Source organism: Psychrobacter sp. 219-2-C (assembly GCF_049560815.1).
GTDB classification, from domain to species: domain Bacteria; phylum Pseudomonadota; class Gammaproteobacteria; order Pseudomonadales; family Moraxellaceae; genus Psychrobacter; species Psychrobacter faecalis.
The window spans coordinates 704,913-723,679 of record NZ_CP186933.1; the positions used below are offsets into that span (position 1 = coordinate 704,913).

Sequence of the window (18,767 nt, forward strand, 5' to 3'; positions counted from 1 at the left end):
ATGTCTAACATAGCCTAACATTCACAGTTAGGTGACTATGTTAATCTAACCCAGATGTTATCAGATAGGAAAAAGTTTCATTTACAATATAAAAAACAAGGATGAACATGATGAAATTACAAGACAGGGTGGCTATTATATTTGGCGGTACCTCAGGACTAGGCGAAGCGACTGCAAAAGCGTATGCCGACGAAGGGGCAAAGGTTGTCGTCACGGGTCGCGATGAAGAAGACGGCAAACGTATTATCAAAGACATAACCGATAAAGGTCAAGACGCTCTCTTTGTGCATGCCGATGTGACCAAAAAAGCAGAGATTGAAGCGGTGGTCGATAAAGCCTTAGAAGCTTATGGTCAAATTGACATTTTATATAATGGTGCGGGCATCCACGACGCTTATGATAATGCCGTCGAGTTAGAAGAAGACTTATACGATAAATTGATGGCAATTAATGTCAAAGCGCCATACCTCGCCTCAAAAGCGGTGATTCCGCACTTTATCAAGCAAGGACGTGGAGTTATCATCAATGTTGGCTCGCAAGCGACGCAAATGGCAGGACCCGGCGGTTCCGCTTATGTGACTTCCAAGCATGCGGTGTTAGGATTTACCAAACAATTGGCATTTGATTTTGGCAGTCAAGGGATCAAAGTAAATATTCTATCACCGGGCTTTATCGAAACGCCTATGACCGATGGTATTGATGATGAGCGCTTAAATCGTATACCAGCTAAGCGTGCTGGCAAGCCCGAAGAGATTGCAGCGCTCGCGGTATTTTTGGCGTCTGATGACTCAAACTATATGCATGGCTCGAACGTCTTTATGGATGGTGGCTGGGTTCTCGGTCGTAAATAACGTCCTAAAAAGCTCTAAGCTATCGAATTTAAAAAAGCCCTTTTATTTAAAAGGGCTTTTTACGTTCAAACATAGTGGTTTATTGAACCAGCAATATTATAGCTGCGTATGCAATCCACATTCACGGCTTTCTTCAACTTTGGTTGGATCAAAGTAATCAAACTCGTTAGGCAAATCATGCTCTTCAAGATACACGTCTAAATCCGCGTCTGTTTTTTCAAATAAAGGTGCAACTTTTAACACGCCATCTTTTGATAAGCTAAGCACATCAAGACCTTGACGAAATTCCGTTTGATCTTTACGAATGGCGTTAAACCAGACATCAGGTTTTAGCTCATCTAGCGCACGGCGGAATGGCTCAAGTTTTACTTGGTCAGTGAATTCATCATGCTGCGGATTATCAATGCCTGGGATACCGTTCATGGTTGCGTCACGATAGGCAGCCGTTTGCTTAGGAATATAAGTGATGACGTTTAAGTTTAAATCACGGATGACTTTATTGGCAAACTGGTAAGTCGCATCGGTGTTATAGCCAGAATCTACCCACAATACCGTAATATCAGGGCGCTGCTTAGCAACCAAATGCAAAATCGCTGACTCATATGGGCGGAAATTGGTGGTAATAATTGGGTTTTTTGCTTGGCTAAGCGCCCATGCGACGATTTCTTCTGGTGATTTACCTTTTAGTTCCTGGTTGGCTTGATCGATATCTAAATTTGGGTGTAATTGGCTCATGATGGATTCCTTAAGGGTAAAAAAATATATAAATGATTGATAATAAGTAGGGTGGTGACTATGAATATTAAGCACCAGCAAACATCGGTAGGTCGGCGGCGTTACGACCGTCATAACTACTGGCAAGCGCATTAAATGCTTGGCTGATATCAGAAATAGAGTGCAAATCATGCGCACTTATCACAAAACTGTCTGCGCCTGCGCGTAGCAGATAGGCGATTTGATCGCGACCAAAATTGCCAGCCATACGAATCTCGCCTTGATAGCCCATTTGGCGTAAGGTTTGGGCGTAACTAAAACCGCGTCCGTCCGTGAAAGCGGGGACGTGAATCACAATCAAATCTTGCTGTAATAAAAACTCTGGAATACGCGTCAGCACTTCGGTGTCGCTATCGGATGTCACCCAGACACCGGTACGGCTGATATGCTTGGCTAACAATTCACGTACTTGTAATAGTAGTCCGCCTGCAATATTGCCTTTAGCATCTAATAAATCAGCAAGCGGTAAAACGATTTCAAGTTTCTCTTGTTTTTGCAGCAGCTCTAGCAGTGATATATCGGTCAGGGTAATACCATCAGGCAGCTCATTGGTGCTAAGCGCAAGCCAAGTGTCAGTCTCACTGATATCGGTGCCATCGTTATTGAACACATGATGATTAGCCATAGACCTTCTCCTTAAAAGGGGCAATACCAATACGGTCAACTAAATCACCAAAGCCTTCGACATCATTGTCATTACTGACGCGCTGCTCAAGGTAGACGTCGATTATCTTTTGTATCGTCGTTGCTACGGCATCGGTTGGTACAGCCTTGCCCAATATCTTACCGAGTTTGGCGTCGTTGCTAGAGTTACCGCCGAGGCTGATTTGATACCAGTATTCACCTTTTTTATCGACCCCAAGGATACCGATATCGCCGGTATGGTGATGGGCGCAGGCATTCATACAGCCAGACATATTGAGGCGAATCTCACCTAAGTCATAAAGGTAGTCGAGATCATTAAACTGTTTTTCGATTTGCTCAGCGATATTGTGGGTTGTGGCATTGGCAAGCGAGCAAAAATCCCAGCCTGGGCAGACGATCATATCGGTTAGGGTGTTGATATTTGGACGGGCCAAATGTAGCGCCGCCAGCTGCTGCCATAGCTCGTACAAGCGATTGGTTTGTACATCGGCAAAGACCAGATTTTGCTGATAAGTACCGCGCAGCTCGCCAAAGCTATGTTCGTCAGCGAGGTCGGCGAGGGCGTCCATTTGCGACTCAGTAATATCACCTGACGGTACGTAGCGTCCGTCGACCAAGCCCGCTTTTAACGAAATGACCACCGCGCGGTAGCCTGCGATTTTATGCGCCACGGTATTTTGCTGATACCAATTGGCAAAGTCTTTATCAGCCTCTAGTTGCTGCTGCAAGTCCGACTGTACCTGTAGCGCATCAAAGCTTAGATAATCAGGCTCAGTAAAATAGCTGCTGGCCTTGTCAAAGTTGGCATCGGTCAAGGTCAACGGCCCATCTTTGATATTGGCTTCCCATTCGGCATCGACCAATTTGGCAAACGCAGGGCCGCCCATGCTATCGACCAATATCTTGATACGCGCTTTGAATTTATTGTCGCGGCGACCATGCAGATTATAGACACGCAAAATCGCATCTAAATAGCTGAGCAGATGCTGGCGTGGTAAAAATGTATTAATGGTTTTGCCAATCACGGGCGTACGCCCAAGACCGCCACCAACTATCACTTCAAAGCCAAGCTCGCCTGCGTCATTTTTCTTTAAATGCAGTCCGATATCATGCACCTGCGTTGCCGCGCGGTCTTTTGCCGTACCGATGACGGCAATTTTAAATTTACGCGGTAAAAAAGCAAATTCCGGATGAAAGGTTGACCACTGGCGAATAATCTCGCAATAAGGACGCGGATCGGCAATCTCTTCTTTATGAATACCCGCATAAGGGTCGGTGGTGGTATTACGGATACAGTTGCCCGAGGTTTGGATAGAATGCATTTGCACCGATGCCAATTCGGCCAAAATATCTGGCACTTCTTCAAGTTTTGGCCAGTTCAGCTGCATATTGGTACGGGTGGTAAAGTGGCCGTAACCTTTATCATATTTACGGGTAATCTCAGCCAATTTGCGTAATTGATAGGTTGCCAGCAAGCCGTATGGCACGGCGATACGTAGCATCGGTGCATAGCGCTGGATATACAGCCCGTTTTGTAAACGCAGCGGTAAAAACTGCTCTTCTGGCAGTTCACCTGCCAAAAACCGCTCGGTTTGGTCGCGAAACTGGGCGACTCGTTCCTCTACCAAGGTTTGGTCAGCGTAATTATATTGATACATGACGTAATCTCAATTTTGTTTTTAACTTAAAAAGCCGCGACGAAAATGATTTGCGTGTGATCGCTTGTATTGCCAATCGCAAGGTAAACAATTCAGAGTCACATCATATAAGCTTAAATCTATAAACATAAATTCCTTTAAGACATATCCATATCCAAACACAGCATAAATTTTCATAACCAAAGTTAGGTAGCCTATGTTTATCAAATTTAAGCGCTCATTCTCCTGACCAACTATCTCTCAATTTCATTATTAAGGTTTTAAAAATGACATCTACCAATCCCAATCTTTCCTCATCAAAACTTGTTCCGCCGCACGGCAGCAGCGAGCTAAAACCATTACTATTAAAAGGTGAGGCGCGCAAGCAAGCATTAAAGCTTGCCAGCACGTTGCCGACGATTACCTTAAGCTCTCGTGAGCGCGGCGATTTGATTATGCTTGGGATTGGCGGCTTTACCCCGCTAAATGGTTTTATGAATCAGGAAGATTGGCAAGGCGTCGTCGATAATATGCGCCTGCAAAGTGGTGACAATGCTGGCTTGTTTTGGCCGATTCCTATTACCTTATCAGCGCCTAAAGCGACTGCCGACAGCCTAAACCAAGGTGATAAAGTGGCGTTGGTCGCGCAAGATGGCGAGATTATGGGTGTTTTGACGGTAGAAGAGACTTATACCATCGATAAAGCCCATGAGTGTCAGCAAGTCTTTACCACTACGGACAGCGAGCATCCGGGCGTACAGCAAGTACTTAACCAGGGTGAGGTAAACATCGCAGGTAGTGTTGAAGTACTAAGCGAAGGTGAGTTCCCAACCTTATACCCAGAGATTTATAAGACGCCTGCTGAAACTCGCGCTATTTTGGATGCCAAAGGCTGGAAAACGGTTGCCGCCTTCCAAACGCGTAATCCAATGCACCGCTCGCACGAATACCTTGCCAAGATTGCTATCGAGATTTGCGACGGCGTATTGATTCATTCACTACTCGGCGCGCTAAAACCGGGCGACATCCCAGCCGAAGTGCGTCAAGAAGCTATCAAGACCTTGATTGATAATTACTTTAGAGCAGACACCGTTATCCAAGCTGGGTATCCGCTCGATATGCGTTATGCTGGACCACGCGAGGCGCTACTACATGCGGTATTCCGCCAAAACTACGGCTGTAGTCATCTGATTGTTGGTCGTGACCATGCGGGCGTCGGTGATTATTATGGCGCGTTTGATGCGCAAACCATCTTTGAATATGTTGGTAAAGATGACTTGATTACCCAGCCGTTAAAAATTGGCTGGACGTTTTGGTGTAATGCTTGTAATGCCATGGCTTCTGATAAAACCTGCCCGCATGAAGCGTCTGAGCATGTCAAAGTATCAGGCACCAAGCTACGTAAAGCGCTATCAGAAGACCTCGATGTACCAGAGAACTTTAGCCGTCCTGAAGTGCTAGAAATTTTGCGTGACTACTACGCTGGTATCGCAAAAGAGGAGCGTGCTGAGGTGAAGTTGGTCGGTGCCTCTGCAGTATAAGAACCTTAATATTTAAAAAAGATAATGCGCAAGAAAAAAGGTGTCAGAGTAACTATCTGGCACCTTTTTTATCATCTCATTTTATTATCTAAAATAGGCAATTAAAACTATTAATTGAGCGCTAAATCACCCTCAAGCTTTTGATATTCGCCAATGAGTGAGGCTCCACCCGAACAAAAATAATTCAGCGCGTACTTATCTTGGCTATCAATGGTCAACGCATCATCTTTAAACTGGAAAAAGGCGGTACTGTCATTGACCTTAGTTTGAAAAATGACACCGTGCGCCTCGTCTTGTCCCATTAATGTCGCTTTACCATCGAAGTGACAAGTTGGTTTTTTCACATCACCACGCGCTCGTACCTTAATATCAATTTGCTCGCCATTGTCTGCGCCGTCAGCTCTTATCATCACACCCACCCAATCATAGCCTTGGGCACGCTTGGCATAACCGTCAGAGGCGTAATCGCCAACGACCGTCTGCACCGCTGGTGTGACAGCAGCGTTTGGTTGCTTAATCGTTTGGTTATTAACGCTTGGCGTTACGTTATTACAGCCACTTAAGGCCAATAAAGCGATAGAGGTCGTTAAAATACCTACAAAAAAGCGTGACTGACGGGCATGACGAGGTGGAGACTTGATCATTGCATTACCTTTAATAAAGGGGTTAGTAAACAGGAAATAAGTGAAAGCGGATGGGCTAAGTTTTATCAGTGCATCGCCTGATATACAACAAGCTAAGGGATAATATCGACTCTATAGAGGCTCGTCTAGAGCCTAAGCAATACCGTAACTTACTCAAAAGTGTCTGCTTATCACAAAACTGCAAAAATACCGAGGAAAGACAAGCACTTTAGAATAACTAATAAAATTACTTATGCCAAGTTAATCACTCGATAAGCGTATTTGTCACTAAGCAATTGTCTCACAGGCTGTTAGCATGTTGCTCATTATCCATAGAACCGAATTTCGAAATGCAAGGTTTTTATCCCTATTATTAGAGAACAACGTTCCTATCGAGAGCAAATATGCAGCCACATAAAAAGAGCGGCCAAAAAACATCTCACAAGCATATCAATGCGCGTGCTTCTTTCGCCATTCAACCTAAAAGCATCGGCAAAGTGCTCACCAATCGCTTTAGTTTTACCGTCAATCTTACCAGCAGTTTTGGTCTTGGTAGTGTGCTTGCAGCGGCGGTACTGATCACAGGCTGCAACCCTACCGAAGCTAACCAAAATGACGCCGCAAACGAGGCAAAAAATATTGATTTATTAAATGTGTCTTATGATGTCTCACGCGACTTTTATAAAGACTACAACCCGTTGTTTAATGCAAATTATCAGCAAGAACACCCAAGTATCAAGGTGAATATCAACCAATCGCACGGCGGCTCGAGCAAACAAGCGCTGGCGGTTGCCAATGGCTTGCAGGCAGACGTCGTTACTTTAAACCAAGAAAGCGATATGAACTTGCTGGTTGAAAAAGGCTTGGTGGCTAGCGATTGGCAACAGGCATTGCCAAACAATGCCGTGCCTTATACCAGTACCATGGTGCTTCTGGTTCGTGCGGGCAACCCAAAAGGTATCAAAGATTGGGCAGATTTGGCGCGTAACGATATTGCCGTAGTATTGCCAAATCCCAAGACCAGTGGCACGGCGCGATATGCCTTTTTGGGCGCTTATGGCTACGGCTTACATCATTTTAAAGAAAAGGTGCAAAGCCCTGCCAAAACCGATGCTTTTATCAAAAAACTACTGGCAAACGTCGTCACCTATGACAATGGCGCGCGCGCTGCCACCACGACCTTTACCCAGCGCGGTCTTGGTGATGTTTTAATCACCACCGAAAACGAAGCGCATCTGGCTGCTAAGCAGTTCGCGAAGGGAAAAGTCGATATCGTGTATCCAAGTTACTCGATTGTGATTGCCAACCCTGTGGCTGTGGTGAAAACCGTAACCGATAAAAAAGGCACCACCGCCGCGGCAAATGACTATTTAACAGGCCTTTGGTCGCCGCCCGCACAAGAGCTGATGGCACAGATGTATATGCGCCCTAGTAATGCCAAGGTGCTTGCCGCACACAGCAAGACCTTACCTGAGATTGCAACCTTTGAGCCTGTGGCGGTATTTGGTGATTGGGACAGTATCATGGCGACGTTCTTTGTCGATGGCGGGCGTTTTGATCAGCTGGCAAGGGTGAAGTAGAGCTGGGTTTTACATAGTTATAAACAATTTTTATTAGCAAATAATACAAGTGTAAAGGCTATTTAAGAGATTGCTCGTTTAAGTGCTTGATAAGGCTGTATTTTAATCACCATTACTTCATTATTCCATTTTGGCAATAACATACGCATATTCATCATTAAACATAATAAGCTAGCGCTGTTAGCATACTTGCATTCACCAATTAATCCCTTTTGAGGCTGCCATGACATCATATACCACAGGTTATAAATATAAAAACAAAACGCTTAGCGTACTAAGTATCGCCGGTGTGGCGCTTACGTTGGGTATCGCCGGCTGTAGCAATAGTGAAAAAGCTGAGCCAACTGCCAATGCAGAAGGCACGCCAGCCGCTAGTGAAGGTCAAGATATTGAGCTATTAAACGTCTCTTACGATGTGGCCCGTGACTTTTATAAAGACTACAACCCATTATTCGTTGAGCACTATAAAAGCGAGAACCCAAACAGCAATATCTTAATCAAGCAATCGCACGGTGGCTCTAGTAAGCAAGCATTGTCTGTGGCTAACGGTTTACAAGCCGATGTGGCGACCATGAACCAAGGCTCAGATATCGAATTACTTGAGGAAAAAGGCTTGGTTGAGGCTGATTGGGAAAGCAAATTCCCAGACAACGCCGTACCTTTCACCAGTACCATCGTATTTTTGGTGCGTAAAGACAATCCAAAAGGTATTAATGATTGGCAAGATTTGACCAAAGAAGGCGTTGAGATTGTCATGGCCAACCCAAAAGTCACGGGTAATGGTCGTTATGCCTTTTTAGGCGCTTATGGTTATGGTTTGCATGCCTTTAATAAAGATGAAACTAAGGCCAAAAACTACGTCAAAGACATGCTGAAAAACGTCAAAGTCTATGAGAATGGCGGACGTGCAGCGACGACGACGTTTGTTCAGCGCGGTATCGGTGATGTCTTGGTCACCTTTGAAAACGAAGCCAACTTGGCTGCCAAAGATTTTGGTGCAGGGCAAGTCGATATTGTTTATCCAAAATACTCTATCAAGTCTGAAAGCCCAGTCGCTGTTGTCAAAACCGTGACTGACAAAAAGGGCACCACCGATGCGGCAAAAGCCTATCTTGATTACTTATGGAGCGAGCCTGCACAGCAATTGGCAGCTAACTTATATCTTCGCCCAAGCGTGAAGAGTGTGCTTGATAAAAACAGCGATAAGTTGCCACCTATCGATACTTTCCGTCCAAACGATGCCTTTGGTACGTGGGATGAAATCATGAGCACTTACTTTAGCGATGGCGGCGTGTTCGATCAGTTAGCCATTAATGCACCAAAGTAAGCCGCTAGTACGCTGACTGATTGTGCTATTTAGAAATTTTCTTAAATAGCATTTAAACCGTCAGTTTTACCATAACGTCCAAGCACCTAAAGGACATGGCTACCCACGCTATGTCCTTTATCGCTTACACAGACCCATAATAAATACATTAAATACATCTGATAGCACGTGGTGCTTACAAGCAGAAAATAAGCGCCAGCAGTTAGGCAATAGGACATCACTATGAGTGCAACAACTTCTCCTGCCAGAAAACCCATCAAGAAAGGGTGGCTGACGCGCTTGCGTCAACGCAATGTGCTACCAGGGTTTGGGCTAAGCATGGGCATCACCGTCTTTAGCTTATCGTTACTGGTGGTGCTACCGTTTGCCATGATGGCCTATACCACGACACAAATGGGCTGGACGGGTTTTTGGGAAACCATTACTCAGCCGCAAGTCACTGCTGCTATCAAACTCAGTTTATGGATGTCGTTTTTGGCGATGCTAACCAACATGGTGTTTGGTACGCTGGTCGCTTGGGTGCTGGTGCGCTATGAATTTTGGGGTAAGTCGCTGATTAATGCCTTGGTTGATTTGCCATTTGCACTACCGACAGCGGTTACCGGTATCTCGCTTGCGACTCTTTATGCACCCAATGGTTTAATCGGCCAGTGGTTTGCCAAATTTGACATCCAAGTCGCCTTTACGCCACTCGGTATTTGGCTCGCTTTAGTGGTCGTCAGCTTTCCGTTTATCGTCCGTGCGGTGCAGCCAGTGCTTGCAGAATTGTCCGTTGAATTCGAAGAAGCGGCGGCGGTATTGGGTGCTAATCGTTTAACGACCTTTCGTAAGGTAATTTTGCCAGAGCTATTGCCGGCTTTACTGATGGGCGCGGGTATGATGTTTGCCCGTGCCACTGGCGAGTATGGCTCGGTGATTTTTATTGCTGGTAATATTCCGATGCAGTCTGAGATTCTACCCTTAATCATTATTAGTAAGCTTGAGCAGTTTGATGTGCAAGGCGCATCCGCTGTCGCACTGTTTATGCTACTGATTTCGTTTGTGATTTTATTGACCATTAACATCGTACAGTGGAAGCTGTCGCGCCGCGTAGGAGCCCGCTAATGCAAATTTCTAATAGCTACGACTACCAAAGCAATCCAGCGACCAAAGACACGCCGTGGATACGCCGTACTTTTATCGGTATCGCCGTACTGTTTATGGTGGCGATGTTGGTGGTGCCACTTTTAGCAGTGTTCTATGAAGCCTTTAAAAACGGTTGGCAGCTTTATATAGCTTCCCTGGTTGACCCTGAAGCTTTGCAGGCAATTAAATTAACTTTAATTACTGCCGCTATCGTGTTGCCGATTAATATGGTGATGGGTATTGCAATAGCTTGGCTTGTGACCCGTTATCAATTTAAAGGTAAACAGCTGGTAACCACCTTGCTTGATTTACCATTTTCGGTATCTCCGGTGGTGGCAGGTTTGATGTTTGTGCTGCTATTTGGTCTAAACTCTAGCATCGGTGGCTGGCTTGAGAGCATGGGCTTTCAGGTGATTTACGCCGTACCAGGGATTATTTTAGCGACTTTATTTGTGACCTTTCCGTTTGTGGCGCGTGAGCTCATACCCTTGATGCAGACCCAAGGCGATAGTGAAGAGCAAGCGGCATTAACCTTGGGCGCTAGCGGTTGGCAGACCTTTTGGCATGTGACACTGCCTAATATCAAATGGGCGCTGCTGTATGGTTTGATTTTGACCAATGCGCGCGCGATGGGCGAGTTTGGCGCAGTAAGCGTGGTATCTGGTCATATCCGCGGCGAAACCAACACCATGCCACTATTGGTTGAGATTGCTTATAACGATTATAACTTTACTGCCGCCTTTGCCTTGTCTAGTTTACTGGCTGCCTTGGCGCTGGTAACGCTATTGATACAACAAGTGATGACCAAGCTGCAAGAGCGCAAATTCGCCAAGTCTGAGCGTCTAGCAAGTGCGCCTGAATTGCCAGTGAGTGCCAACGATCACAATGCTAACAACGCTGGCAATGCTAGCAATACGTCAAACACTAAAGGTGCTAAGAAAGCGTCAGATACGGATGCCACTTTAGCGAAAAGCACAGGCAATTTATAAGCGCTATTTTACAAATCTATCAGCAAGAAAGGCATCTGCTAAGCCAAAAATATAATAAGAGAACCCATTATGAGTATCGAGATTCGCAACGTTAATAAAAAATTCGGTAACTTTACCGCCTTAGATGATATCAATATCACTGTACCAACGGGCAAGTTGACGACGTTGCTTGGTCCGTCAGGCTGCGGTAAAACCACTTTGCTGCGTATCATTGCAGGTTTAGAATACGCGGACTCTGGGCAGATATTATTTGATGAGCTCGATGTCACCAATACACCAGTGCAAAAGCGCCATATTGGTTTTATGTTTCAGCACTATGCGTTATTTCGCCACAAAAACATCGCCGATAATGTCGGCTTTGGCTTAACCTTGCTACCGCAGAATGAGCGCCCAAGTAAAGCGGATATCAATAAGCGTGTTGCTGAATTGCTAGACCTAGTACAGTTGCCGCAAGTTGCCAATGCTTATCCGCATCAATTATCAGGTGGTCAGCGTCAGCGTATCGCGCTGGCACGAGCCTTGGCAGTAAAGCCAAAACTATTATTACTCGATGAACCGTTTGGCGCGCTAGATGCCAAAGTCCGTAAAGAGCTGCGCACTTGGCTAAAAAATATCCACCACGAGCTGGGTATTACGAGCATTATGGTAACCCACGACCAAGAAGAGGCGCGGGCGGTATCGGATGAGATTGTGGTGATGAATCAGGGCCGCGTCGAGCAGGTAGGGACGTCAGAGGAGCTGATTCACCAGCCAGCAAACGCCTTTGTCAGTGATTTTTTAGACCTAGTCTAATTTAGGCTTAAAGGCGTATTTATATTAAGGGCGTATTTTAAATACAACGCTTAAAAACAAAAAAGACCTATCAATGATAGGTCTTTTTTATGTGCTCAATTATTTGTCGTTAGACTTTCTCAATCTGCTTTTTTTGACATTAAGCAGGCTTTGGCATATTGATGTCTTTAGTTGATATTTGCTTATAGGTGATTTCTAAAATATCTTGGCACCATTTTGGCAAATCATCAGACACCTCGTACCACATCCACGTCCCATCACGAACACAGCTTAAAATGCCCAGTTTTTTCAAATGATTTAAGTGACGCGAGATGGTCGGCTGCGGCTGATCGAGTATTTCTACCAATTCACCAACACAGCGCGACTCTTTATTAAATAAGATTTGAAAAATTTTTAAGCGCGTTGGGTCAGACAAGACTTTAAATAACTCAAGCGGCTGTATCGTAGAATTATTATTAGACATAGAACAATTCCAATATAGATTTAGTTAATAGGGGGTAAATATAACAGCAGTTAACGGTAAAAACGATTAAAAAATGAGCAGATTTACAGTTCGTCGCCATTTTACTACCTTTGGTACTTTGTGGTTACACCTAAGACTGTATTCAGTTACATGGATAAAGTTAGGGTAATATATCTTTTAGCTGTACCTAATATGACGGATAAATATACCAAATACTATTGTAAATGGTAATAATTATCGTTATTATAAAGCATAATTAGCTAGATATTCATAGTAGGAGCCGCACATGTACGTATGTATCTGTAACGACGTCAAAGACAAACAAATCAAAGCTGCCATTGCTTCAGGCATTGACACATTAGAGGGGTTAAAAGACACCCTTGATGTAGCGACGTGCTGTGGCTGCTGCGAACCTATGGTCAACGACTTTCTTGACGAACATCATGCCAAGCTTGATGCGTTGGCCTACGCAGTTTAAGAAACAGTTTAAGCATTTGCTTGTATCCACTTCTATTGCCAATCCGTTCAAATCCCGTTTCTGCTTTCCCTCTATCTGTAGTGTTTTAGCCGCCAATTCGCCTTTATCCGCGTTCAAATCATCTTTTTATGGTTATTTATGGTTAAAAGCCATCACCATGAAAGACGATAAGTAACTCAAAAGGCGAGTGCGGCTATCCTTTATCTCTGTTTGCCTTCATAAATCACCTATTAAGATTACTCGCTAAACGCTATCGGTGTAAGCGAGTTAATTATAATTCTCAATTAGCATCTTATTCTTAGTTCATATCGTTACAAGCGCTACGGCGTGCCTATGCTACTATATCTATCTAACTTTGTAAGACGTTTGATGGGTTTTAATCTTTACTGATTAGTTTACGAATGGTACTTCAACTATATTTATTATTGTGAATGTATTAGTAGCCAAATAAAAACATAGGAGTATGAGTCATGATAGGCAGCCAAAAGGTCATTGATTATTTAAATTTTTTATTAGGTGGCGAGCTTGCGGCTCGTGATCAGTACTTCATTCATTCTGAGATGTATGCAGAATGGCATTACGGTAAATTATACGACCGTATCCACCATGAGATGCAAGATGAAACGCAGCACGCGCAGGCGATTATCCGCCGTATCTTGATGTTAAGCGGTACGCCGAAGATGCGCGTCAATGAGATTAATATTGGCGCAACGGTACCTGAAATGCTGCAATTGGACCTGGACTTAGAATATCAAGTACAGCAGCATCTAAAAGACGGTATTGCGCTTTGTGAAGCAGAGCACGATTATGTGACGCGTGAGATGTTGGTTGAGCAGCTCAAAGACACCGAAGAAGATCATGCCCATTGGTTAGAGCAGCAGCTGCGCCTGATTGATATGGTTGGTCTGCCCAATTATTTACAAAGCCAGATGGCGGAAGTGTCTCCTGATATTGTTTAGTATTTTATATATTAAGCAGTTTTCACGAATATTAAATTGATAAACGAATAAGCAAGACAGGGAGAACAGCATGAAAGGGGATAAAGAAGTTATTCGCGCACTCAATCAAGTGCTCGGTCAGTCATTAATCGCCATCAATCAGTATTTTTTGCACGCCCGTATTGCCCGTCATTGGGGTTTAGAGGCATTAAACGAAAATTTCTATAAGCAATCTATTGCAGAGATGAAATGGTCGGATGATCTTATTGCGCGTATTTTATTGTTAGGCGGTCTGCCAAACCTGCAAGATTACGGCAAAATGTTCATCGCAGAAGATGTGCCTGAAATGATTGACTGCAACTTGCGCTTAGAAAAGCAGAAATTTTCTATCATAACTGATGCAATTACCTTGTGTGAGAGCAAGCGTGACTATGTTTCGCGTCATTTATTGGTTATCCTAAAAGACGGCAATGAAGAGTATCAAGACTGGCTTGAAACCCAAGAGGACTTGATTAAAGACGTTGGCATTGAAAATTATATCCAATCACAAATGGATGATGACCACACGCCTTAAAGTTATAAGAATTGCTGTTAATTGCCAGCGTATCCTAAGATAAGTTATAGATTGACTGATTTTAGGATACGCTGGCGTTTTTATATTTAATGCTTTTTTAATGTTTGTTACTATTAGAGATAAGTATTTTTCAATACCAATAACTTAATACAAGCCGCGACCGTCTTCAGGTTTGAGGCGTAAAAAGTATAAACCTGAAAGAATGGTTAATATACCCAATATCCAATAGGTGGTCTGAAAGGCGACCAAGGTATCAAGCTCGAAGCGCTCCCGCAGTAGATTCAAGACCGCTGCGCCAAAAGCGATGCCAAAGCTAATCGCCAATTGCTGATTGACCGCCATTAAGCTGTTACCGCTACTGGTCTGCGCGCCCTCTAAATCACCGATAGTAATGGTATTCATGGCACTAAACTGCATGGAGTTACAGGCACCCATGACGGTCAAAATAGGGATAAACCAAATCCAATTTGCCGCATCATTAAACTGCGCTAAGACAATAATAAGCAGGCCTATCAAAAAGGTATTGGCCACCAACACCTTGCGGTAGCTAAAACGCTGAATAATTTTACTGACCCAAGGCTTGATACCGATTGCACCAACGGCAATAGGTGCAAGCAGCCAACCCGCTTGCGACGGTGAGTATTCAAACACCACCTGTAGTAATAGCGGCAATAAAAAAGGCACGGCGCTGATGCCTAAACGGGTGAATAAGTTGCCAGTAATACCGATACGAAAAGTGCGAATATTAAATAAACTTAGTGGAAATAATGGCGCTGCACGGCGTTTGGCATGCCACACATACGCGCCTATCAAGATACTAGCGCCGAGTGCGAGTAGCAAACCGTAAAACCCGCGCCCAGTCTGTGAGCCAAACTCGACCGCCAAAGTAAATCCGCAAGCGGCGGCAGCAAATAAAGCAAAACCCGTCCAGTCTAAACGCTTGGTGTCCTCAAACAAAGCAGGTACCAGCTTTTTACCCATGATAAAACCAAATATACCCATCGGGATATTGATGAGAAATATCCAATGCCAGCTGGTATATTGCACGATATAACCGCCCAATACTGGTCCAACTAGGGGCGCGATTAACGCGGGTATCACCGCAAAGTTCATCACGGTTAATAGCTTATTACGCGGATAAGATTTGACCAATATGAGACGCGCCACAGGGGTCATCATCGCGCCGCCAATACCTTGGATGACGCGCGAACCAATCAATAAATTCAACGTTGGGGAGGCGGCACACAATAGTGAGCCGATACAAAAGATGATTACAGCATATAAAAACACCCGCCGCGTGCCATATTTATCAGCCAAAAAGCCGCTTATAGGAATAAAAATCGCCAAGGTTAGCGCATAGCTAATAACCGCCCACTGCATTTTTAATGGTGACTCGCCAAGGGCTTGCGCCATTTGCGGCAAAGAGGTGTTTAAGATGGTAGCATCTAAAATCTGCATAAATAGCGCCACCGCCAAGACATAGGGTAGGTATTTATCTTGCGTTGGGGTTAGGGTTACCATATTGTCATCACCATGTCTTTTGACCTCATCTTTTGACTTCTGTTGTTAAGCCCATCTCTAAAAAGCTGTTAAGTTGGGCTAGTATAAAAATAACCGCCTATGAGTTAAAGAGTAGCAAAGTAACGGTGCAAGCTCATTCATAAGAAGTTTGTTCTCAAACGCTTTGATACTCGTACTCGTTACTTTTAAAAATGGGTTACAAGACAGGGCTTTAACCGCAGATTTGCTATAGTAGAATTGTCATATAGGACGACGTGAGACTAATATAAATCTTTTGCCGCCTCAGTCTCGCTTTGGCTCTCTTTTATACAACAAAAAAAATAGGAATTATTATGAGTAGTGACAATCATCAATCAAACAATGACGAAAATAACGACATTCAAAATGACAATGACCATGCCAGCGACAAAGCCAGCGGTTATACGCCACCTAAAGTATGGAAAAACGACAGCGAAAATGGTGGTAAGTTCGCCAGCATCAATCGCCCAACAGCTGGCGCGCGCCATGAACAAAAATTGCCGGTTAGCGATGCACCTTTACAGCTGTATTCACTAAATACCCCGAATGGCGTCAAAGTAAATATCTTGTTAGAGGAGCTTGCCGAGCTGAATGTTAAAGGTGCTGAGTACGACGCCTACAAAATAGATATCTCTGCGGGCGATCAATTTGGCTCAGGGTTTGTCGCTATCAACCCCAATTCTAAAATCCCGGCGCTGGTTGATTATACTGATGCTTTAAATGATAAAAATGCTGGCGAGCCTATTGCGCTTTTTGAGTCGGGCGCTATTTTATTATATTTAGCGGAAAAGTTTGGCAAATTTATCCCGATGCAGCAAGGTAAAGCGCGCGCAGATTGTCTGTCTTGGCTGATGTGGCAGATGGGTAGTGCGCCGTTTTTAGGTGGCGGTTTTGGGCATTTCTACGCCTATGCGCCCGAACCGCTAGAGTATCCTATCAATCGCTATACGATGGAGACCAAACGCCAGCTTGATGTGCTAGATAGGCATCTCAAAGACCATAAGTATATGTGCGGTAATGATGAGGCGGACTATAATATCGCTGATATGATTATCTGGGCATGGTACGGTCAGCTGGTGCTGGGCAAGCTTTATGATGCGGCAGAATTTTTACAAGTAGATGATTACAAAAACGTCAAACGATGGGCACAAAAAATCGCCGAACGTGCAGCGGTAAAACGCGCCGTAGAGTTAGAATTAAAGCCTATTGTTTAAAGGTTTAACTTTATCAGTTTATATTTAAATAGTCGTAGCAAAACATAAGTTTTCATAAAAAGGTTAATAGGCCATTGCTGTTAACCTTTTGCTTCTTCAATATTCGTTATTCCAAATATATATATCGATATATCGCTTTTTGACTATACTTTCGTCTTTACATAATAGTACATTAGTATAACAGATAGAAACATTAGTACGTTAAGATAGCAGCCACCGCCTTCTTGGGCAGGTGTTGATATTTCTTCTATTAATGAGTAATGACTATGAAGAATAATAAAACTCAGCCTATACCACTACCTTTATTCAACGAGATGGTTTTTCTACCTTTACCATTCACTCGTCAATCCCATCGCGCATGTAGTCTGCTAACAGACAATGCTCCTAGCAAAAACAACCCGCATAGAAAAAACATTTCGATAAAAATAAAAAAGTTGCCTTTATTCATGACAAAAAAAATGATACTACCGTTATTTGCTGCCCTTAGCGCCGCTTTATTGAGTTCCGTGACGCAGGCTGCCACGCCTGTAAGCTTTAGTAATCAAGACTGGGAAGTCGCTTGCGACAATACCCGTACTTGCCGGCTGGCAGGTTACCAAGCGGAGAATAATAGCGATTTACCCGTGTCTTTACTATTGGTACGCCGCGCAGGAGCAAACGCTACCGTCGACGGCAAAGTAAAGCTTGGCGGCGCTAAAGAAAGCTCTGCTAAAGCGCTGATGCAGCTTGGTAATCGCCATCGTATCTCGCTATTTATTAATGATAGAGATTATGGAGAAACCAAGCCTTACTCAGTAGCCGCAGGCCATGCAGAGCTGACCTCAGCGCAGGTGAGCGCGCTGCTCGATGCCTTAACCAAATCAAGCAAGATTGAGCTGGTGATTCGCAATACGCGCTGGCAGCTATCGGATAAAGGGGCCAGTGCAGTGATGCTCAAAGCCGACGAAGCTCAAGGCCGGGTAGGGACCTCAAGCGCTTTTATTAGCAATAACACCAGTAAATCTAATAGTGGCATTTTATCGCCGCAAGCCGCTCCTTCATTACGACTGGTCACTCCTAATCCTAGCGCCCTCTCTAGTAGTAAGAAAAAATTTGCCATGCGCTCATCGCAGTTGGCAGAGATGATGAAAACCACCATGAAAGATGTCAACACTGAATGTCCAAACTTAGCGGATAAGACAGCGTGGCGCGTCAGCCGTTTAAACAGTAAGCAGCTGCTCGCCCAGCATGATTGTTGGACGGGCGCTTATAACACGGGTACGGGTGTTTGGGTATTCAATGACACTAAGCCTTATAAGCCGAGCTTGGTGACGACAAGCGCGACCGATTATAGCGATGGTAAAATAACCTCGGTGCAAAAAGGCCGCGGGCTTGGCGACTGTTTAGCCAAAAGTGAATGGGTATGGACAGGCAGAGCGTTTGAGAAAAGTCATGAAAGCACCACAGGTATGTGCCGGCTGATAGAGGCGGGCGGCGCTTGGCAATTGCCAACCTATGTGACGGAAGTGAAAATGTCGCGTTAATAGCGCGCACGTTAGAAGTTATTGCATTAAAGATAAAGGCGTTGAAGCGGCTGTGTTAGAGACTGGCGCAGCGGTTTTTTAGCCTAAACTGTTTGAGATATGACCTATTTTTACCATAAACAGAAAAATAGGTACTGTTTGCGTTTATGTTGTG

The 18,767-nt window shown here is 44.3% G+C and carries 18 protein-coding genes; 12 read left to right on the top strand and 6 right to left on the bottom strand.

The genetic code is table 11. The features are described from left to right. Positions 1-107: 107 nt before the first annotated feature. The gene (locus tag ACPEGP_RS02840; RefSeq protein ID WP_423813866.1) at positions 108-851 is read left to right on the top strand and encodes an SDR family NAD(P)-dependent oxidoreductase; all 744 of its coding nucleotides are present in this window, start codon (positions 108-110) and stop codon (positions 849-851) included. Positions 852-947: 96 nt separating this feature from the next. Here the strand turns inward: ACPEGP_RS02840 and ACPEGP_RS02845 are convergent, their stop codons facing one another. The 3 genes from ACPEGP_RS02845 to ACPEGP_RS02855 form a co-directional block, all read right to left on the bottom strand. Beyond that, positions 948-1,586 carry a phosphoadenosine phosphosulfate reductase family protein gene (locus ACPEGP_RS02845; protein ID WP_191689862.1) on the bottom strand — a complete coding sequence of 213 codons (639 nt, stop codon included), beginning with the start codon at positions 1,584-1,586 and terminating at the stop codon, positions 948-950. Positions 1,587-1,653: 67 nt separating this feature from the next. After that, the gene (locus tag ACPEGP_RS02850) at positions 1,654-2,250 is read right to left on the bottom strand and encodes a DUF934 domain-containing protein (protein WP_423813867.1); all 597 of its coding nucleotides are present in this window, start codon (positions 2,248-2,250) and stop codon (positions 1,654-1,656) included. Beyond that, the gene (locus tag ACPEGP_RS02855; protein ID WP_068405368.1) at positions 2,243-3,928 is read right to left on the bottom strand and encodes a nitrite/sulfite reductase; all 1,686 of its coding nucleotides are present in this window, start codon (positions 3,926-3,928) and stop codon (positions 2,243-2,245) included. Before ACPEGP_RS02855 ends, ACPEGP_RS02850 begins: the two co-directional genes overlap by 8 nt. A 266-nt stretch (positions 3,929-4,194) precedes the next feature. Between ACPEGP_RS02855 and sat the strand changes: the two genes are divergently transcribed. Beyond that, positions 4,195-5,448 carry a sulfate adenylyltransferase gene (gene sat, locus ACPEGP_RS02860; protein ID WP_423813868.1) on the top strand — a complete coding sequence of 418 codons (1,254 nt, stop codon included), beginning with the start codon at positions 4,195-4,197 and terminating at the stop codon, positions 5,446-5,448. A gap of 110 nt (positions 5,449-5,558) precedes the next feature. Here sat and ACPEGP_RS02865 read toward each other — a convergent pair whose 3' ends face one another. Continuing rightward, complete coding sequence (locus tag ACPEGP_RS02865) at positions 5,559-6,092, bottom strand: hypothetical protein (protein WP_423813869.1); 534 nt, start codon at positions 6,090-6,092, stop codon at positions 5,559-5,561. Between the two features lie 383 nt (positions 6,093-6,475). Here ACPEGP_RS02865 and ACPEGP_RS02870 point away from each other — a divergent pair, with 383 nt between their 5' ends. The 5 genes from ACPEGP_RS02870 to ACPEGP_RS02890 all read left to right on the top strand — a co-directional run bounded on the left by ACPEGP_RS02870 (position 6,476) and on the right by ACPEGP_RS02890 (position 11,884). Continuing rightward, on the top strand, positions 6,476-7,651 hold the full coding sequence (locus ACPEGP_RS02870) for a sulfate ABC transporter substrate-binding protein (protein WP_423813870.1): 1,176 nt from the start codon (positions 6,476-6,478) through the stop codon (positions 7,649-7,651). Between the two features lie 223 nt (positions 7,652-7,874). Continuing rightward, complete coding sequence (locus ACPEGP_RS02875) at positions 7,875-8,978, top strand: sulfate ABC transporter substrate-binding protein (protein WP_423813871.1); 1,104 nt, start codon at positions 7,875-7,877, stop codon at positions 8,976-8,978. Between the two features lie 222 nt (positions 8,979-9,200). Then, positions 9,201-10,082 (top strand): sulfate ABC transporter permease subunit CysT, encoded by an 882-nt coding sequence (gene cysT / locus ACPEGP_RS02880; protein WP_423813872.1) that lies wholly within the window; start codon positions 9,201-9,203, stop codon positions 10,080-10,082. Further along, positions 10,082-11,092, top strand: coding sequence for a sulfate ABC transporter permease subunit CysW (cysW, locus tag ACPEGP_RS02885; RefSeq protein ID WP_423813873.1), 1,011 nt, complete (start codon positions 10,082-10,084; stop codon positions 11,090-11,092). Before cysT ends, cysW begins: the two co-directional genes overlap by 1 nt. Before the next feature lie 69 nt (positions 11,093-11,161). Next, positions 11,162-11,884 (top strand): sulfate/molybdate ABC transporter ATP-binding protein, encoded by a 723-nt coding sequence (locus ACPEGP_RS02890; RefSeq protein ID WP_423813874.1) that lies wholly within the window; start codon positions 11,162-11,164, stop codon positions 11,882-11,884. Positions 11,885-12,023: 139 nt separating this feature from the next. Here the strand turns inward: ACPEGP_RS02890 and ACPEGP_RS02895 are convergent, their stop codons facing one another. Further along, positions 12,024-12,347, bottom strand: a complete 324-nt coding sequence (locus ACPEGP_RS02895) for an ArsR/SmtB family transcription factor (protein ID WP_144296175.1) — start codon at positions 12,345-12,347, stop codon at positions 12,024-12,026. Between the two features lie 286 nt (positions 12,348-12,633). On the opposite strand from ACPEGP_RS02895, the gene ACPEGP_RS02900 reads away from it, so the two are divergent. The 3 genes from ACPEGP_RS02900 (at position 12,634) to bfr (ACPEGP_RS02910) (ending at position 14,337) form a co-directional block, all read left to right on the top strand. Beyond that, positions 12,634-12,825, top strand: coding sequence for a (2Fe-2S)-binding protein (locus tag ACPEGP_RS02900; RefSeq protein WP_068405488.1), 192 nt, complete (start codon positions 12,634-12,636; stop codon positions 12,823-12,825). 470 nt (positions 12,826-13,295) lie between these two features. Beyond that, complete coding sequence (gene bfr / locus ACPEGP_RS02905) at positions 13,296-13,784, top strand: bacterioferritin (protein ID WP_068405485.1); 489 nt, start codon at positions 13,296-13,298, stop codon at positions 13,782-13,784. Between the two features lie 70 nt (positions 13,785-13,854). Next, positions 13,855-14,337, top strand: coding sequence for a bacterioferritin (bfr, locus tag ACPEGP_RS02910; RefSeq protein ID WP_068405482.1), 483 nt, complete (start codon positions 13,855-13,857; stop codon positions 14,335-14,337). A 144-nt stretch (positions 14,338-14,481) separates the two neighbouring features. On the opposite strand, the gene ACPEGP_RS02915 is transcribed toward bfr (ACPEGP_RS02910), so the two are convergent. Then, a complete protein-coding gene (locus ACPEGP_RS02915; RefSeq protein WP_068405478.1) occupies positions 14,482-15,858 on the bottom strand; it encodes a DHA2 family efflux MFS transporter permease subunit in 1,377 nt (458 codons plus the stop codon). A gap of 332 nt (positions 15,859-16,190) precedes the next feature. On the opposite strand from ACPEGP_RS02915, the gene yghU reads away from it, so the two are divergent. Both yghU and ACPEGP_RS02925 read left to right on the top strand, forming a co-directional pair. Beyond that, positions 16,191-17,090, top strand: coding sequence for a glutathione-dependent disulfide-bond oxidoreductase (yghU, locus tag ACPEGP_RS02920; protein WP_423813875.1), 900 nt, complete (start codon positions 16,191-16,193; stop codon positions 17,088-17,090). A 446-nt stretch (positions 17,091-17,536) separates the two neighbouring features. Beyond that, the gene (locus ACPEGP_RS02925; RefSeq protein WP_423813876.1) at positions 17,537-18,613 is read left to right on the top strand and encodes a DUF1176 domain-containing protein; all 1,077 of its coding nucleotides are present in this window, start codon (positions 17,537-17,539) and stop codon (positions 18,611-18,613) included. Positions 18,614-18,767 lie beyond the last annotated feature (154 nt).

Bases quoted from the DNA above. Each gene is read 5' to 3' on its own strand.
- ACPEGP_RS02865 (WP_423813869.1), bottom strand. From the start codon at position 6,092: ATGATCAAGTCTCCACCTCGTCATGCCCGTCAGTCACGCTTTTTTGTA.
- ACPEGP_RS02915 (WP_068405478.1), bottom strand. From the start codon at position 15,858: ATGGTAACCCTAACCCCAACGCAAGATAAATACCTACCCTATGTCTTG.
- bfr (WP_068405482.1), top strand. From the start codon at position 13,855: ATGAAAGGGGATAAAGAAGTTATTCGCGCACTCAATCAAGTGCTCGGT.
- ACPEGP_RS02925 (WP_423813876.1), top strand. From the start codon at position 17,537: ATGACAAAAAAAATGATACTACCGTTATTTGCTGCCCTTAGCGCCGCT.
- yghU (WP_423813875.1), top strand. From the start codon at position 16,191: ATGAGTAGTGACAATCATCAATCAAACAATGACGAAAATAACGACATT.
- bfr (WP_068405485.1), top strand. From the start codon at position 13,296: ATGATAGGCAGCCAAAAGGTCATTGATTATTTAAATTTTTTATTAGGT.
- ACPEGP_RS02900 (WP_068405488.1), top strand. From the start codon at position 12,634: ATGTACGTATGTATCTGTAACGACGTCAAAGACAAACAAATCAAAGCT.
- ACPEGP_RS02890 (WP_423813874.1), top strand. From the start codon at position 11,162: ATGAGTATCGAGATTCGCAACGTTAATAAAAAATTCGGTAACTTTACC.
- ACPEGP_RS02855 (WP_068405368.1), bottom strand. From the start codon at position 3,928: ATGTATCAATATAATTACGCTGACCAAACCTTGGTAGAGGAACGAGTC.
- ACPEGP_RS02870 (WP_423813870.1), top strand. From the start codon at position 6,476: ATGCAGCCACATAAAAAGAGCGGCCAAAAAACATCTCACAAGCATATC.
- ACPEGP_RS02840 (WP_423813866.1), top strand. From the start codon at position 108: ATGATGAAATTACAAGACAGGGTGGCTATTATATTTGGCGGTACCTCA.
- ACPEGP_RS02845 (WP_191689862.1), bottom strand. From the start codon at position 1,586: ATGAGCCAATTACACCCAAATTTAGATATCGATCAAGCCAACCAGGAA.
- sat (WP_423813868.1), top strand. From the start codon at position 4,195: ATGACATCTACCAATCCCAATCTTTCCTCATCAAAACTTGTTCCGCCG.
- ACPEGP_RS02875 (WP_423813871.1), top strand. From the start codon at position 7,875: ATGACATCATATACCACAGGTTATAAATATAAAAACAAAACGCTTAGC.
- cysW (WP_423813873.1), top strand. From the start codon at position 10,082: ATGCAAATTTCTAATAGCTACGACTACCAAAGCAATCCAGCGACCAAA.
- cysT (WP_423813872.1), top strand. From the start codon at position 9,201: ATGAGTGCAACAACTTCTCCTGCCAGAAAACCCATCAAGAAAGGGTGG.
- ACPEGP_RS02895 (WP_144296175.1), bottom strand. From the start codon at position 12,347: ATGTCTAATAATAATTCTACGATACAGCCGCTTGAGTTATTTAAAGTC.
- ACPEGP_RS02850 (WP_423813867.1), bottom strand. From the start codon at position 2,250: ATGGCTAATCATCATGTGTTCAATAACGATGGCACCGATATCAGTGAG.